The organism is Pseudoalteromonas sp. XMcav11-Q (assembly GCF_040104525.1).
Lineage (GTDB): Bacteria > Pseudomonadota > Gammaproteobacteria > Enterobacterales > Alteromonadaceae > Pseudoalteromonas.
The window spans coordinates 22,300-37,142 of sequence record NZ_JBECOX010000027.1 but is presented as its reverse complement, the minus strand read 5'-3'; the positions used below and the strand labels follow the sequence as shown (position 1 = coordinate 37,142).

At 42.9% G+C, this 14,843-nt stretch carries 12 protein-coding genes; 7 read left to right on the top strand and 5 right to left on the bottom strand.

Features of this window, described 5'->3' with window-relative positions; all coding sequences use genetic code 11:
* From ABMY45_RS23525 to ABMY45_RS23510, 4 genes are all read right to left on the bottom strand, one after another.
* On the bottom strand, nucleotides 1-910 hold a 910-nt coding region (locus tag ABMY45_RS23525; protein ID WP_349289571.1), incomplete at its 3' end, for a phage late control D family protein.
* Between the two features lie 294 nt (nucleotides 911-1,204).
* Nucleotides 1,205-1,777 carry a hypothetical protein gene (locus ABMY45_RS23520; RefSeq protein ID WP_206472403.1) on the bottom strand — a complete coding sequence of 191 codons (573 nt, stop codon included), beginning with the start codon at nucleotides 1,775-1,777 and terminating at the stop codon, nucleotides 1,205-1,207.
* Nucleotides 1,743-2,060 (bottom strand): hypothetical protein, encoded by a 318-nt coding sequence (locus tag ABMY45_RS23515; protein ID WP_227387781.1) that lies wholly within the window; start codon nucleotides 2,058-2,060, stop codon nucleotides 1,743-1,745. The genes ABMY45_RS23520 and ABMY45_RS23515 overlap by 35 nt, the downstream gene beginning before the upstream one ends.
* 63 nt (nucleotides 2,061-2,123) lie before the next feature.
* Nucleotides 2,124-2,378, bottom strand: a complete 255-nt coding sequence (locus ABMY45_RS23510) for a helix-turn-helix transcriptional regulator (RefSeq protein WP_174169409.1) — start codon at nucleotides 2,376-2,378, stop codon at nucleotides 2,124-2,126.
* Nucleotides 2,379-2,659: 281 nt separating this feature from the next.
* On the opposite strand from ABMY45_RS23510, the gene ABMY45_RS23505 reads away from it, so the two are divergent.
* The 3 genes from ABMY45_RS23505 to ABMY45_RS23495 all read left to right on the top strand — a co-directional run bounded on the left by ABMY45_RS23505 (nucleotide 2,660) and on the right by ABMY45_RS23495 (nucleotide 5,129).
* Nucleotides 2,660-3,013, top strand: a complete 354-nt coding sequence (locus ABMY45_RS23505) for a hypothetical protein (RefSeq protein WP_206472405.1) — start codon at nucleotides 2,660-2,662, stop codon at nucleotides 3,011-3,013.
* A 298-nt stretch (nucleotides 3,014-3,311) separates the two neighbouring features.
* Entirely contained in the window at nucleotides 3,312-4,094 is a 783-nt protein-coding gene (locus ABMY45_RS23500) for a Rossmann-like fold-containing protein (protein ID WP_174169410.1), read from the top strand.
* A 186-nt stretch (nucleotides 4,095-4,280) separates the two neighbouring features.
* A complete protein-coding gene (locus ABMY45_RS23495; protein WP_010604254.1) occupies nucleotides 4,281-5,129 on the top strand; it encodes a DMT family transporter in 849 nt (282 codons plus the stop codon).
* Nucleotides 5,130-5,208: 79 nt separating this feature from the next.
* Here ABMY45_RS23495 and ABMY45_RS23490 read toward each other — a convergent pair whose 3' ends face one another.
* The gene (locus tag ABMY45_RS23490; RefSeq protein WP_349289570.1) at nucleotides 5,209-7,692 is read right to left on the bottom strand and encodes a prolyl oligopeptidase family serine peptidase; all 2,484 of its coding nucleotides are present in this window, start codon (nucleotides 7,690-7,692) and stop codon (nucleotides 5,209-5,211) included.
* A gap of 137 nt (nucleotides 7,693-7,829) precedes the next feature.
* Here ABMY45_RS23490 and ABMY45_RS23485 point away from each other — a divergent pair, with 137 nt between their 5' ends.
* The 4 genes from ABMY45_RS23485 to ABMY45_RS23470 all read left to right on the top strand — a co-directional run bounded on the left by ABMY45_RS23485 (nucleotide 7,830) and on the right by ABMY45_RS23470 (nucleotide 14,842).
* Nucleotides 7,830-8,840 (top strand): LacI family DNA-binding transcriptional regulator, encoded by a 1,011-nt coding sequence (locus ABMY45_RS23485; protein WP_010604256.1) that lies wholly within the window; start codon nucleotides 7,830-7,832, stop codon nucleotides 8,838-8,840.
* A gap of 339 nt (nucleotides 8,841-9,179) precedes the next feature.
* Nucleotides 9,180-10,406, top strand: a complete 1,227-nt coding sequence (locus ABMY45_RS23480; protein WP_017217546.1) for a threonine/serine exporter family protein — start codon at nucleotides 9,180-9,182, stop codon at nucleotides 10,404-10,406.
* Between the two features lie 272 nt (nucleotides 10,407-10,678).
* Complete coding sequence (locus ABMY45_RS23475; RefSeq protein ID WP_174169412.1) at nucleotides 10,679-13,255, top strand: TonB-dependent receptor; 2,577 nt, start codon at nucleotides 10,679-10,681, stop codon at nucleotides 13,253-13,255.
* Nucleotides 13,256-13,513: 258 nt separating this feature from the next.
* Nucleotides 13,514-14,842, top strand: a complete 1,329-nt coding sequence (locus ABMY45_RS23470) for a TonB family protein (RefSeq protein WP_010604259.1) — start codon at nucleotides 13,514-13,516, stop codon at nucleotides 14,840-14,842.
* Nucleotide 14,843: the final 1 nt, after the last annotated feature.

Sequence of the window (14,843 nt, the reverse complement as noted above, 5' to 3'; positions counted from 1 at the left end):
TACAGGTATAATCGCCACCTTTTGCTGTGCCCAATTTACCATTTAACGAAAACGAATAACCGGCATTGGCTTCGGCTACGTTCCCTACCAGCGTGACTTCATTTTTACCTTGTTGATAGGCAAGCTCGAGATTGCCAGTGCGCTCAAATTGCTCAGCAGGGTTTTGTGCAGCAGGCTCAAAATAACTGCGCTGGGCCGAGCTGACCGAGGTTGGTGGATGGGCATTCATGTACACTTGTGAGCCACCCATTCTAAAGCGATGGCGGCTTTGGCACTGCGTAAACCCAACAAAGCCGGTTTCATGTTCGTGCACCAGACCATCTTTATCCGTTACCGACAGCAAGCCTCGCTCAATATAGGGGCTTGCAAGATTCCCCTCGGCAATCACTATCGACTCAATAAAATCATGGCATTCAAACCAATAAATTAAGCCGTACTTTGCTAAGAGTCGAGTGAAAAAGGTGTAGTCGTTTTCTAGCGCTTGTACGCACTGCGGTAGCGTGGGTAAATCTTTAGTGACTCGCCATTTTATCCGGTCTTGTGAATAGCCGGCTTTTTGTATCAACTTATTGAGGACAGACTGAACATTGGCTTGTACAAAGATTTGGCTTTTTTCAGTTTGCTTAAGTAACTCAAGGCGAGGCTTTAATACCACCTCTGCACCACAGGTGTGCTCAGACACAAAACCAGATTGGATATCAAACAAAGTCCCAGTGAAATATGTTGATATTGCATCTGGTGACTCAATTTCAAACGTGAGCATATTGCCGACGAGTAATTCATCAGCCAGGTCAAATTGGGATTCTAGGTTCGCTTTGAGTAAAAAGCCGCTATTGATACAGGTCGTGAGCTCAAAATCGACGACATGTACAGGATGGTTAGTACCATACACCACAATCCTTGTTTGCATTTTTTATGTCCACTGTTGTTGGTTAAAGCCGTTCCACCAATACGCGGTACTATTTCCTTAGAACACGTAATGGGCTACTTCTAATACTTTATCATGTATATAAATCAATCTACACCCAAACTTTACTCTTTTCTCTCAGGTAGGTCAGGACTAGTTACTCCACCGCCTGCTGCTCCTGTTATTTTTTTAGCTATATCATTGGGTAACAATATCATGAGAATTCTCCAATTTTAATAAAAGTAACCTCTGCACGTTATGTGATAGTACAAAGCTAATTTACTCCGAGCCATGCTCTCACATTGAGCTGCGGCTTGTAGAGTCACGACAAGTATAGAAACCACGATAAGCATCAATGACTAATGAAAATACAACCAGCACGGAAAGAATAGTGAGTATGTGCATCAAGCTTGGGTACGCGTTATAGATAAACATTGGGTTAAAGTCAGTTAGCTTTCTAAACCCTCGCTCGATAAGGGACGCAGTTTGAATGAGAGCAGCACTTGCTAAAATGAGTATGTAAGTGAGCTCATTTGGTGTTAGGGAAAAGTCTTTTGCGCTTTTTTGTGCAAAGCGACTGATAAAGCTTAAATTGAACTGCGCTATATAGTTTGCAATCTGTTTGCGTTTTATGATGAGCGCCATCAAAAGCAAATTTTGCGTCGCCATTATAAAGTAAAACCATCCGCCCAGCTTTAAAGCAGGTTCATACAGTGCAATGTCTAATGTGCGTGCAAATAAAATATTGACTGCTAACCATTGAACATTAGGGCTGTCTTTACTTAGAAAGACTGAAATTATCAAAACCACCCAAATCGAAATATTGATTAGGTGGTTATTTTCCATTATGACTTGATATAACGTACTCATGATTTCTCGTTGCTAGATTTAAAGTAAGGCGTTGTATCGCACCTTCCACTTGTTGAGGATCAACTTGACCGCCTCCACCACCAGCTACACCGCCAGAGCCCGTAATTAGTCGCAAGTACTTGTGAGAAATGACTTGTACTACAGAGGTCGCTATATTGTCTCTTACTTGCCTACGGTTAATTTGAGCGCAATCACCGACCACACCACCCGAACCGATAATACTGCCTAAGTGTTCATCAGGAAGTAGTTGCTTTGAGATGTAATTAGGTTCTTTTTTATACACTTTGTATTCCTTATGTTAATAACATTTGTATGCATAGTGTAACAATCTTGATTGCAAATTGCGCTATTTAATCGAGGTTGGTATCGGTATCACCAAGTTCATCATTACTGCTTTTTTTCGCTTTGGTAGTAAAGACTTGGGGTTCAATCCACAAACAATGTACATTCTAATTACTTGGTTTAAATCCGGTGTTGTCAGGCCGCTCTCCCAGTTGTAGATGGTTTGTTTCGAAACGCCCATCTTCTTTGCAAACTGAATTACAGAGTATCCTGCGGCAAACCTCAGTTGCTGTACTAAACTGCTTGCTTTAATTGTCATTTATCTTTTCCCTTAGGGTACTCCATTAATATTCTTTTACTAACAATGACAACGCTATAGTCCTGCCTGAGCCTTGTTTGTGTATTTTGTGTTAAACAAATGAAACGGTCAAGTGTGAAAATATGAAACAGTCTAAGCTTTTGGACTCGTACCTTTGTAAGATCTGACACTAGAAGGAACAGTAAGGCGCTGTACTTGAAGTAACGCACACTGAAAAAGCAATGCGTTACGCACATCACGTTCCTTTTTGGCATTTTCAGCATATTAAAAAGGACAGCAACATGAGAAAACGTAAGACTGAAACGTTTGAAACAAGCATGACGCAAATTGGTGAGCCAGAGAGTTCATCTGATTTAAGCACCATGAAGCTACGCGTTGAGACTCAAGACGCAATCGAAATTACATCCTTCCGATTACTCATCTATATTTTATCTGGAAAGTGTTCTTTTTTTAGTCTCTCTGGACTGCATCAAGATACTAAGTGCCCATTATGTGCGTTAGCGTATCGCCAACGTGAGCAAAAAGGTACACAGCGAAAACTTATAGCTGACAAGCAAAACGGACAGATAAACCAACGATCCAAACCGCACAAAATGTTATGGCAGGTACAAGACTGGGGGAAATATTTAGAGTGACTTTGCGTACGTTTGACCGCCTACGCACTTTCGGCCCTCAAGTGGATCAAACCATTACTTATGCTTCGCCCTGCCATCTTTACTATTTCAACGTTATGTTTAGTAAGGGGAGCAATTACACTGCCGCTAGCTATAGTTTTCCCTGAAAAAACCACCAGTTTTGCAATTTTGGCTGGGAGCATTTGGTTTTTGGCGGGTGTATTTTGTCTAGTTGGTTTTAAACTAATAAAAGAGCCAATTGCTACAAGATAACTGCCTAGTTTGATAAACTCCTCGTTTTACTGATTTAGACAGTTCCATGATACTCGATAAAAACTGGCGTATTCTTACCGTTGGTGACGGCGATTTAAGCTTCTCATATTCATTAGCAAAGTACTTTGCTCCAGCCCATCTTACTGCCAGTGTTTACGACAGTGAAGGTGAACTTAAGCATAAATATCAAGATAATGCATTTGATAAACTACATACTCTAGGGATTGATGTAGTGACTCAATTTGATGTCACAGAGGCACATTGTTGGCAAAAAGTGCCGTCGCATGCCTTTGATGCGGTAATTTTTCAGTTTCCTCTCATTCCTGCGTTTGACTCGCTTGAAAGCTTCAAAAACCAGACTTTGAGCGTTAACAGCCTCAATCGGAAATTGCTGCGAGAATTCTTAATAAACGCAGCGGCTCATGCACTTGATCCTAAAGGCGCTCAGCTAGGGATCATTACCTCTAAGGACGTAAAACCTTATATAGAGTGGGATCTAGAAGGCAGCCTGATCAACGGACTTGAACAATATTACCTCGGTCAGTCTCAGTTTGAGATTTCACAGTTCCCAGAGTATCAAATTCGCAATGTCGACCGTGATAAACATGTAAAAGACACCAGCGGCATTAGCTATTACTGGTCTGTTAACCCAGCTCACGCCATAAAAGAAAAACTCAAAGTACCTGATTATTTGGGTGATAACTACTGTACTATTTGTAGAGCTGGCCCTTTTATCAATGACCGCGATAGGCTTGCACACTTTAATTCGAAAAAGCATAAAAATATGCAAAGACATGAAAGTGCTTGGCTTAACTACCTGAATACGTAAGCACAATTGGAACGATAACAAAAAGAAAATACTGAAAATTAAAAGTAAATAAATCAACAAATAACCATTTCAAAAACCAATAAAGGCATAAAATATACAAAAGTAATTGAGCCATTATTTAGACACGATTAGACTAGCCTTATATCGCCATCTTTTAAGCTTGTTATTTATCTTGTTGGGGTCTCAATGTCACTACTTAGCCGCGACTTTGTCATTGCGATTTTATGCCTGCTTTGCGCTATGATCACCATCCAATCTGGAGCCTCTATTGCCAAGCAGTTATTTCCATTTGTTGGGCCTGAGGGCACCACAGCATATCGCCTAGGATTTTCAGCTCTTATTTTGTGCTTGGTGTTCAAGCCTTGGCGTCATTTACCGACAAACTGGCGACCACTCATCGTCTATGGCCTATGTTTGGGCGGCATGAATATCACCTTTTACTATGCCATTGAACGTATCCCTATTGGCATTGGTGTGGCCTTAGAGTTTACCGGGCCACTCGCCGTAGCGCTATTTTCATCTAAACGGAAACGTGATTATTTGTGGGTTGCATTTGCTATTTTAGGAATTTTGCTGTTGTTACCAGATCTTGGCGATGTCAATGGTTTGGACCCAGTAGGTGTTGCTTTAGCCTTGGTTGCTGGCGCTTGTTGGGCAGGATATATTCTCTATGGTAAGCGCTCAGGCAACGAAAGCTCCGGCGGGGTGACTGTGGCAATCGGCATGACGGTTGCCGCGCTTACTATCGTACCGTTTGGCGTGATGTCTCAAGGTGTAGCCCTCCTTAATTGGTCACTTATTCCATTGGGTATCGCAATTGGTTTGTTATCCAGCGCCCTGCCTTATAGCCTAGAAATGGTAGCGCTTCGAAAAATGCCCGCACAAGGGTTTAGTATTTTAATGAGCGTTGAACCTGCGGTTGCGGCGTTGGCTGGCTTTTTAATTCTTGGAGAGTTACTGACTGTTTGGCAATGGCTTGCTATTTTTATGGTAATTACCGCTTCCGTCGGCAGTTCGGTGTCTAGTAAAGAGTAGGTAGCTTAATTTTCGTATAACTGAAATAGGGTAAATGGAGGGAGTAGATCTACTACTCCCTCTATTGAATCGATTTATGTTAGTTAACTGTCGCTTCCGTTACGAGCGGTATCACTTCTTCTGTTGATGCGCCTTCAAGAACAGCGTCTTCCTTCTCAGAAAACAGATACTTGTCGAGCCACTGCTCTTGCTCCCAAAGCACATGTAAAATACTTTCTCGTGCTTTATACCCATGGCCTTCTTCTGGCAACATCACCAGCCTTGCATTGGCACCTAAACCATTCATTGCAGCAAACATACGTTTAGACTGCATAGGAAAAGTACCTGAGTTTGGATCTTCCTCTCCATGGATCATCAACATAGGTTCATTGATTTTTTCCGCGTGGAAGAAAGGCGACATGCTGGCATAGACGTTTTGCGCTTCCCAGAAGTTACGCGGCTCACCTTGGAAACCAAATGGCGTCAAGGTGCGATTATAAGCCCCGCTTCGTGCAATGCCAGTGGCAAACAAGTCACTATGGGCGAGTAAGTTAGCCACCATAAATGCTCCATAAGAATGCCCTGCAATCGCAATGCGCTTAGGATCTGCTATACCTTTTTCTACTAAGGTATCAACAGCAGCTTTCGCACTCGCAACCAATTGCTGCCTAAATGTATCATTTGGTTGTGTGTCGCCTGCCCCGACAATCGGCATCGTCGGATCATCAAAAACAGCAATACCTTTTGCTAAATACGGCATTGGCCCCCAATAGCCAATATATGGGAATTGATAAGGCGATTCACGCACCTGCGAAGCAACGGCTTTATCTTTAAACTCGAGCGGATAAGCCCACATCAACACAGGTATACGGCCTTTTGATGGGTCATAATCTGTAGGAAGATAAAGATTACCGGATAGCTCAACGCCATCATCACGTTTGTACTTGATTTGCTCTTTTACAACACCTTTAAATGCAGGATAAGGGTGCGCAAACTTAGTTAGCTGCTCCAAAGTATCAAACTGTAAGTCACGGACAAAAAAGTTGGGTTGTTCTTGGCGTGACTCACGCACGGTAATAAAGCGCATACCTTCGTCATCTAACATTGCACGCACTCTTTCGTAATAAGGTTCGCTCGACTGCCAAATACGAGTTGAAGTATTGGTTTTTACGTCAAAACGATCTAAAAAAGGAATGTTGCCTTTCTCAGATGCACCGTTGCCCGTTAAAAACAAATACCTGCCTCCAACTAACTTCAATACTCTTGAACCTAAATCACTATTTTCATATACAAAGTTGCCAGGATCTTTGTATGCATCATTATAACTGCGCTCTGAAAACACCATGCGATTTTGCTCTGGATTACGCGGAGAAAATACAGAAGAACGAATACTGCGATCGGCAAAGCGCCATTCATTCAAAATCGCAACATTGTTATCAGCCCATTCAATACTTGAAAAACGACGCTCTACTTTTGCGAAAAGTTCAGGTTCCTTTTTGAATGGCGAACTAATCGTATAAAGGTGGTCATGGTAGTCAACCTCCACATTCATATCCCCACCATCTTGCGCTTCGGCCCATATCAGTGTCGCGCCATGGTCGTCACGCCATTGGATCTTTCGAGGCCCTTCTCTCACGCTATCAAAGCCCGCAGGCAGTGCGTCGGCTAGTGGTTGTCTTGCAACTTCAAATAATGGATAGCCACGCATTCCCCACACTTGCCATACCGCTGGAAAACGGCTGTAAGGCACTTGGAATGAGAAGGGATCTGCCATCATACCAACCACTAGATTGGTAGAGTCTGGCGAAACAGAGAAATGTTTAAGATACGTTGGATTACCAATTTGCTGCGCGCTGGCATTCAGATTTAGCTTAATTAACTGCCCCTCAGAATAAAACTTAAATAGCTGAATATCATAGGGACTAGACAATAAATTCTGATAAGTGCGTGTTGATGCTTTTTTGCCAGATGTGGTTTGTATTATTGGCGTTAGGCTGGATTTATCTTTTGCGCTTGGCTGTTTGCCATGATTAATAGCAATATTCGCGATAATTGCAGTACTGTCTGGCAACCACTGGTATGGTGTTGAAGTCACCACGCCATTTAATGTTGATTGAGTAAGCTGTTTAAGATTGCGCTGCTCAATATCGTAAGCCCAAAGCGTAGCACTATTTTCTTGTTCAAGAATAAACGCAAGATAGCGGCTATCTGCACTCCAGCTTGGAGACTTGATCTTGCCTTTAGGTAGACCTGTCACCTTAATTAAGGCACCGGTTGCGACATGTTTAAACTCAATAGAGCTATATTGGCGGCTGGAGGTCCGCATAAAGGTTTGCGGATTGAACTTTATCCCCGCAAGCGCTTGCTCTGGCTGTCCAAGCTCTTCGAGCGTGAGTACCCTATTGCGCTGTAACAATGCCAACCAATTACCATTTGCACTCAATTTAGAGGTTGGGATCAATGGTGCATCAACAAGCTTTGCCAGCTCTGGAGAAGGTGTCATGTAGCCTTGCTCTTGTGCACATACCGTATATGATACGGTAGTCATTAATATGATAAATGTGATTTGTTTTAATAATTTCACTGTATTTACCTATCTTCGGCGTTTAGCAGGTGATCATATAACGATTATCGGGAAATGTGCAGAGATTTGCGATTTAATGCGATGAAAACTTGATGTACACTTAGTCACTTAACCAGCCATAATTGATACGAATTAGCATGAACAACGATAAAAAACTCGCTAAGGTTACCATTTTTGATGTTGCCGAAGAGGCACAAGTTTCTAAATCAACAGTATCCCTTGTCCTAACGCATAGCGATAAAGTCAGCGATAAAAGCAAAGAGAAAGTACTAAAAGCCATCGAAAAGCTGGGGTATGTTTATAATCGCGACGCAGCAGCGCTACGTAGTAAAAAGTCTAATCTTGTTGCAGTTGTTATCAACGACTTAACTAACCCGTACTCTGCTCAGCTTGCTGTTGGATTAGAAAAGCATATTTACGCATTAGGTATGGTGCCTATGCTGGTAAATACAGGCGAAGACTTTAATCGCCAACGCCAAGTGGTTAACACACTTAAAGAATACAACGTTTGTGCTTTTGTTATGGTGCCTGCACCAAGTACTCCACGAGAGTGGCTGGACCAATTGGCTGACTCTGGATTTCCAGTTATTACCATTATGCGTGAAGTGGCCTTCGCGAAAGCCCCCTGTATTCTACCTGACAATAAAAAAGGGACTCACCTAGCAACGACTCACCTCATTGAGCAAGGCATAAAAGACATTGCTTTTCTGGGTGGTACTCCCGAAATTTCAGATTACCATGAGCGACTGTCTGGTTTCCAAAGCGCTCTAAAGCTCAATGGATTAAATGAAGCGCAACCTGCGATCGCTGCTCCAACCAATCGCCAAGGGGGCCGAGAAGCGTTTAATACTCTCATCACTAACCATAAAGAGATAAAAGCTATCGTTTGCTTTAGTGACGTCATTGCATACGGTGCAATTGAAGCCATGCGCGAACATGGACTGGTACCTGGTGAAGACATCAAAGTTGTCGGTTTTGATGACTTGCAAGACTCCCAGCTGATGAAGCCCGCATTAACGAGCGTTAGAATTGATGCCGACGACATCGGTAAGCGGACATGCCATACGTTATCCGAAATTTTAAACAAATCGCAACCTGCCGTTAGAACCTTGGTGGATGTGTCATTGCAGATCAGAGAATCATCGTAACTCTTAGCGCTTAGCAATAAATGTAGCGCTGATACCTGCTTATAAAAAATGCAAATATTTGCGGCCAAAACTATAGACATTACTGAGAATCTGGATAGAATTCGCAGCAATCTTGGCCGCCAAATTTACCTATGCAAATAGTCTGTTGCGAATATCAAATTCGTGTGCAAAAACATAACTAAAATCTAGTAAAAGCAATGATATGTACCTTACTAGCAGCGCGTACCCATGATGAGCTCAGTTTGATTTTTTTAATTTCAAACACCATACTTTTTTAACATTTTCGCCAATTCGCTTCATTCAGTAGAATTGGCATTACATATTTAAGGTTCTCTTTCGTTGAATAACGCAACCTTTACAGAGAAACGCCGCTTTATTGTGAAGTTAGGCAAAATGCTTCACAAATACGGTACCCCTGCCTATCGACTCGAAGCACATTTAATGGAAATAGCCACTCACCTAGGGCTAAAGTCTTCCTTTGTCATGTCTCCGACATCTGTCACTTTTGTAATTTGGACCGAAGGTCATGAAGAAGAATATACCCATGTGGCGCGAGTTGATCCCGGCGATCATGATTTAGGTTCATTGGCAGATACGGATGACGTCGCAACACGCGTGTTATCTGGTGAGCTTTCAATCCAAGAAGCTGAACAATGCCTTGAAGCCATTTTGCACGCTAAGCCCCCTTATAATAAGTTAATGACGGGTCTTGCATTTGCAACCTCAAGTGGCGCATTTGCGATGCTGATGGGAACTAGCTGGAATGACGTTTGGTGGTCGGCGCTAATATCGCTTGTGGTCTACATATTCGTGCTTTGGGCAAGTATTTCCAAACGCGTAACACATATGCTTGAGCCTTTGGTCGCCATCGTATCAGCGGTTGCTGCCTGCGCTGTGTCTGTGTACATTGACCCGCAGGTCAACATCCGTTTGGTGGTACTTTCGGCCATTATCGTGTTTATACCTGGCTTGGCGCTGGCGCTTGGGTTTGCGGAATTATCGGCTCGTCATCTAGTGTCAGGCACCGCTAGAGTCATGGACTCTATTATGTTGCTCTTTAAGCTCTACTTCGGTGCATTTTTGGGGATCAGTTTAGGGTTTGCGTTTTTTGGACAAGTTGATTTTATACAACCATCACCATTACCACGTTGGACGGCTTGGCTTGCAGTGCTATTACTTTGTAGCAGCCTAGTTATTATCTTTAGAACAAAGTTACGCCATGCAAGTTGGTCACTCGCATCAGGCTTTATCGCCTACGCAGCCAGTATCAGCTCTGCGGTTTACTTTGATTATGCACTTGGTACTTTTGTAGGTGCATTTGCAGTGGGTGTCTTTAGTAATATCTTTAACCGTGTGGTAAATGCCCCTGCGTCCATTGTTGCAATGCAAGGTTTGATTGTGTTGGTCCCTGGTTCTAAAACCTATATTGGACTTAATTCTTTAATTGAAGGCCAAAGCTTTGTTCATGCGGACCATATTGGCCAACAAACCTTTTTAATATTTATGTCTCTTATCGCTGGCCTTATCTTCTCAAACGTTGTACTGCCACCTAAAAAGAGCTTATAACGCGCAAAAAGAACTGGAAAGGCGACTTTCTAGTTCTTTGTAGTTATGAATGTTAACAAAAAACAAAGCAAAATCACTCTAGTAAACTTAATTTAAACAGCACAAAACCCAGAAAAAATTATTTTATAACCATATATTTCAATAAAATAAGAAAAATTAAAGCAAAAAACCACCAAATTCATAACTATTCATTTCAATTCAAGATTTAACAAACCCCGCTGGTGTTTAATCTTTCTCGAGGTCAACCACAAGTAAGCACTCAAGGGGAATTTATGTTTCGCAATAACAAGAAAAAACTGGCTGTATTAATCAGCCAATCTTTGCTCGGCTCGGTACTTTTTGCACCGGGTCTAGCACTCGCTGAAGAAAACAACAATCAAGAAGCAGCTAAAAATGGTGAAGTTGAAGTTATTCAAGTCAGAGGGATCCGTGGCAGCGTTGTTCAATCACTCAATACAAAAAGATACTCAGACGCCATTGTTGATGCAGTAACCGCCGAAGACATTGGCAAATTTCCAGATCAAAACGTTGCCGAATCATTACAACGAATTACCGGAGTTTCAATCACGCGTAGTTTTGGTGAAGGTGAACGCGTTAGCATTCGAGGCACAGGTGAAAGCCAAAACCGGACCTTATTAAATGGTCAAGCTGTTGGCTCAGCGGACTGGTGGACTAACTCAGCGGCGAGCCGTGGATTTAACTACACAATGTTACCCTCTGAAATCATTTCTGGGCTTGAAGTTTACAAATCACCAGAAGCCGATATTGACGAAGGCTCTATTGGTGGAACCGTGATTGTTAGAACACGTAAGCCGCTTGATTTAGAAGCAAATAAAATTGCAGGTTCAATTATCGCACAGCACAGCGAAGTGTCAGGTGAAACCGACCCGCAACTTTCCGCTATGTACAACTTTAAGACCGATGATGAATCTTTTGGCGCCTTAATTTCTGTCGTGCGCCAAGAGCGCAACTTACGTCGTGATGGTATTGAAGCGTGGTCTTGGACCTATCGTGATATCACACTTGAAGACGGTACCGTCGTCGACAATGTCTACAGCCCTGGCGGTGGCGGCTCAGCAATGTTCTCACAGCAGCGCGTGCGCACGGGTATAAACCTCGCCTTGCAATATCGTCCAAATGAAAATATGGACATTGTATTCAATGCGTTAGACTCTACACTTGAAGCCGACAATGAAAACCAAAACTTCCTGTGGTTACCCGGTTACGGCGGCTCACAATATACTGACATTACCGTTATCGACCACCCCGTAGTTGGAAAGATGGCCGTCGGCGGGACGCTTGGCTTATCACCAGATGGTAATAACATTCTGGATGAGACCAAAGTACGTAACTCTGAGCTCAAAACCAAATCGTACGACTTAAAAGTTGAACATCAAGGGCAACTTTGGGAATCTTCATATCACTTAGGTTACACAGAAGGTTCGGGGGGTTCACAAGCGGATCGCTCCGTTGGTTGGGAAGGCAACTATGTTCACAGCTTTGATGCGTCACAAGAGGAAGACGTAAAGACCAGTTATGCTGCCGATCCAAACGATGGTGATAAATGGAATTTAGGCTTTTTACGTTATGACAGCAATGATGCGAAAGATGATGAAACTTATTTTCAAGCCGATTTTAAACGCCCAATTGATGTCGCTATCTTTAACCAGATCAAAGTAGGCTTTAAATATCGTGATCACAGTCGTTTTAATACCAAACACACAACGGATAATCGTACCGACTTAAACTGGAGTCTAGCTGATTACTCTAAAGCCATGCCTTCTGATTACCTTTCAGGCATAGGCTCAGCAGGCACAACGCGCAGCTATGCAATCACTGATTCAGATAAAATACGCCAAGAAGGTGATGCGCTGGGTTGGAATTACCGAGTATTGAAGGCCAGTACTTTCGATATCAATGAAAAAATTACCGCAGGCTACATTAAAGCGAATCTGGATGCAGATGGTCTACGCGGTAATTTAGGCGTAAGGCTTGTAAATACCAAACAAACCTCATCCGCGTTTGCAGGTGAGTCCGGTGCTGAGGTATGGACAACGGAAGAAAAGGACTACTTCGACATTCTTCCAAGCATTAACTTGGCAATTGACTTAGATGACGATTTATTAATGCGTTTTTCTGCGGCACGAGTTATGTCTCGCCCAGATTACGCCGATATGACAGCATCAACCTCATACAACCTAGAAACACAAACAGGCACTGGCGGTAACCCTGACATCGACCCATATCGAGCGACGCAGTTTGATACCGGTATCGAGTGGTACTTTAGCGACGCAGGTCTTTTTTCTGCGGTATTTTTCTACAAAGATATTCAGTCGTTTATCGAGAGCCAACCAGCACTTGAAACTCACGAAGGTAAAGAAGTGCTGATCAGCCGCCCTGTTAATGGGAAAGCAGGCCGCATTCAAGGCCTAGAAGTGGGTTATCAACAAGAGCTATACGAAGGTTTTGGCGTTGCAGCTAACTATACCTATGTAGATGGTGAAGCCAAAGATGATGAAGGTAACGACATCACTATCCCAGGCAACTCTGAGCATACTGTTAACTTGAGTTCTTATTATGAAAACGAATTCATTAGTGCCCGTATCTCATACAACTTCAGAACAGGGTATGATACAGGTCGCGACTGGCCAGGATACATTGACGATTATGGTCAAGTAGATGCCAACCTTACCTATAACTACAATGAGAATGTGGCATTTATTCTTGAGGCCATCAACTTGACGGATGAACATACATTTAGCTATCAGGAAAAGGGAGTTGAGCAAGCACTAACGGGTGTCTATGCCGATGGAAGGCGTTTTAGCGCGGGGGTTAGATTTAACTTCTAACACCGAATAGCGAATGAAACTTTTACCGCTAAATCTGGTCTTATTAGTCGTAAAGAAATAGTTTCATGACTCGAATTAAGTCGCTTCCAAGCTAACACAGGTTCGACTTAGTAAACTCCCTGCCCGGAGTTCCAAAAAGCTGATAGCGTTTGCTATCAGCTTTTATTATTTAAATTTCCCTTATATTGTGGTTATATAGCCTATTAAAAATGGCCACAGCAACCCCAAAGAGCAGTCCGAGGATGAGTAATCAATAAAATGCGCAACAATCTCATTTCTGGGCTTATTTTTTCATTTTTTCTGAGTATAAGTTGGCAGACAAAAGCCGATCTTTATGATGCTACCCTCGCCTATCAGAATGAAGAATTCACTCTTGCATTTTCTGAATTCAATCGCCTAGCTCAGTTAGGTAATGCAGACGCCATGTATAATCTTGGGGTGATGTATTTGTACGGTCAAGGAACCGAACAAAGTGCCGCAAATGCCTTTGCTTGGTTTTCATTGGCTAAAGAGTTCGGTATTGCTGAAGCCTTTCAAACTGCGCAACTCGTTTTGCAGCAGTCCGACGACCAAAGTGGCCTAAAAGATTTCGTAACACTTCAAAAAAATCGTTTGGCAGACACCTACTTACTTGATTCAACACTTGCCCGGCTCAAACAACCCAATATCGTTTCTACGCCGAGTAAAACTCACGATGTATTACCTGACTATCCTGATGAGGCCGTACGACAAGGGGTTGAGGGCTGGGTTTGGTTAGAGTTTGATATCGACCAAGGCGGTAAGGCAACCAATATTGAGGTCGTAGATAGCTACCCCAAGCATATATTCACCGCTAGCCTGTTAAATGCTGTAGAGAAGTGGCGATATAGTGGACCAAAGCAAGCACACACGCTGATTTACCATTTTGCGACATATAAAGGCGAGCAATATCGCGAAACCTTAGCCATTCAAAAGAAGGCCTACGAAAAACAGCTAAAGCAGAATATCGACGCTGCAGAACGTGGTGTGGCGCAAGTACAATACTATATTGCTAACTGGTTGAGTATGAAAGATTACAACGCGTATCAGCTGCTGCGCTATCACTGGCGCGCTGAAGAACCAGAAAATGAATTATATTTAGCTGCAGCCAAAAATGGCTTGGACTTGGCACAATATCGTTTAGCAACTCAACTTATCAATGTGGGAGAGCATCGACTTAGTGTACTTTGGCTTGAACACGCAGCACAAACCATGGATATCGCAAAATATCGCTTAGCACGATCACTACTTACAAACACAGAGCTGCAAGATACTCAACGTGCGCTACAAGTACTTACCGAAGCTTCGAACAACGGCCATTTGCGCTCCACACTTCTATTAGCAAACACTTATTTAACTCGTCTCAACGACAAAACTCAGGCAAAGGCTTGGCTGCGTCATGGTCTCACCATCGATCCCGAACACCCTGAACTGCTGCTACTATCTGCCAAGCTTACAGATAATCAGGCAGAGGCCAAGAAGCTTGCCTCACAAGCATTGAAGTCGGCATCACAGCGCAATTGGAGTAGTAAAGCAATACGCTTATTCCAGCAAAAGCTAGCTAACTAAC

Excerpts from the sequence above, each read along its gene's own strand:
- ABMY45_RS23520 (WP_206472403.1), bottom strand. The coding sequence starts at position 1,777 with ATGAGTACGTTATATCAAGTCATAATGGAAAATAACCACCTAATCAAT.
- ABMY45_RS23510 (WP_174169409.1), bottom strand. The coding sequence starts at position 2,378 with ATGACAATTAAAGCAAGCAGTTTAGTACAGCAACTGAGGTTTGCCGCA.
- ABMY45_RS23505 (WP_206472405.1), top strand. The coding sequence starts at position 2,660 with ATGAGAAAACGTAAGACTGAAACGTTTGAAACAAGCATGACGCAAATT.
- ABMY45_RS23500 (WP_174169410.1), top strand. The coding sequence starts at position 3,312 with ATGATACTCGATAAAAACTGGCGTATTCTTACCGTTGGTGACGGCGAT.
- ABMY45_RS23495 (WP_010604254.1), top strand. The coding sequence starts at position 4,281 with ATGTCACTACTTAGCCGCGACTTTGTCATTGCGATTTTATGCCTGCTT.
- ABMY45_RS23485 (WP_010604256.1), top strand. The coding sequence starts at position 7,830 with ATGAACAACGATAAAAAACTCGCTAAGGTTACCATTTTTGATGTTGCC.
- ABMY45_RS23475 (WP_174169412.1), top strand. The coding sequence starts at position 10,679 with ATGTTTCGCAATAACAAGAAAAAACTGGCTGTATTAATCAGCCAATCT.
- ABMY45_RS23470 (WP_010604259.1), top strand. The coding sequence starts at position 13,514 with ATGCGCAACAATCTCATTTCTGGGCTTATTTTTTCATTTTTTCTGAGT.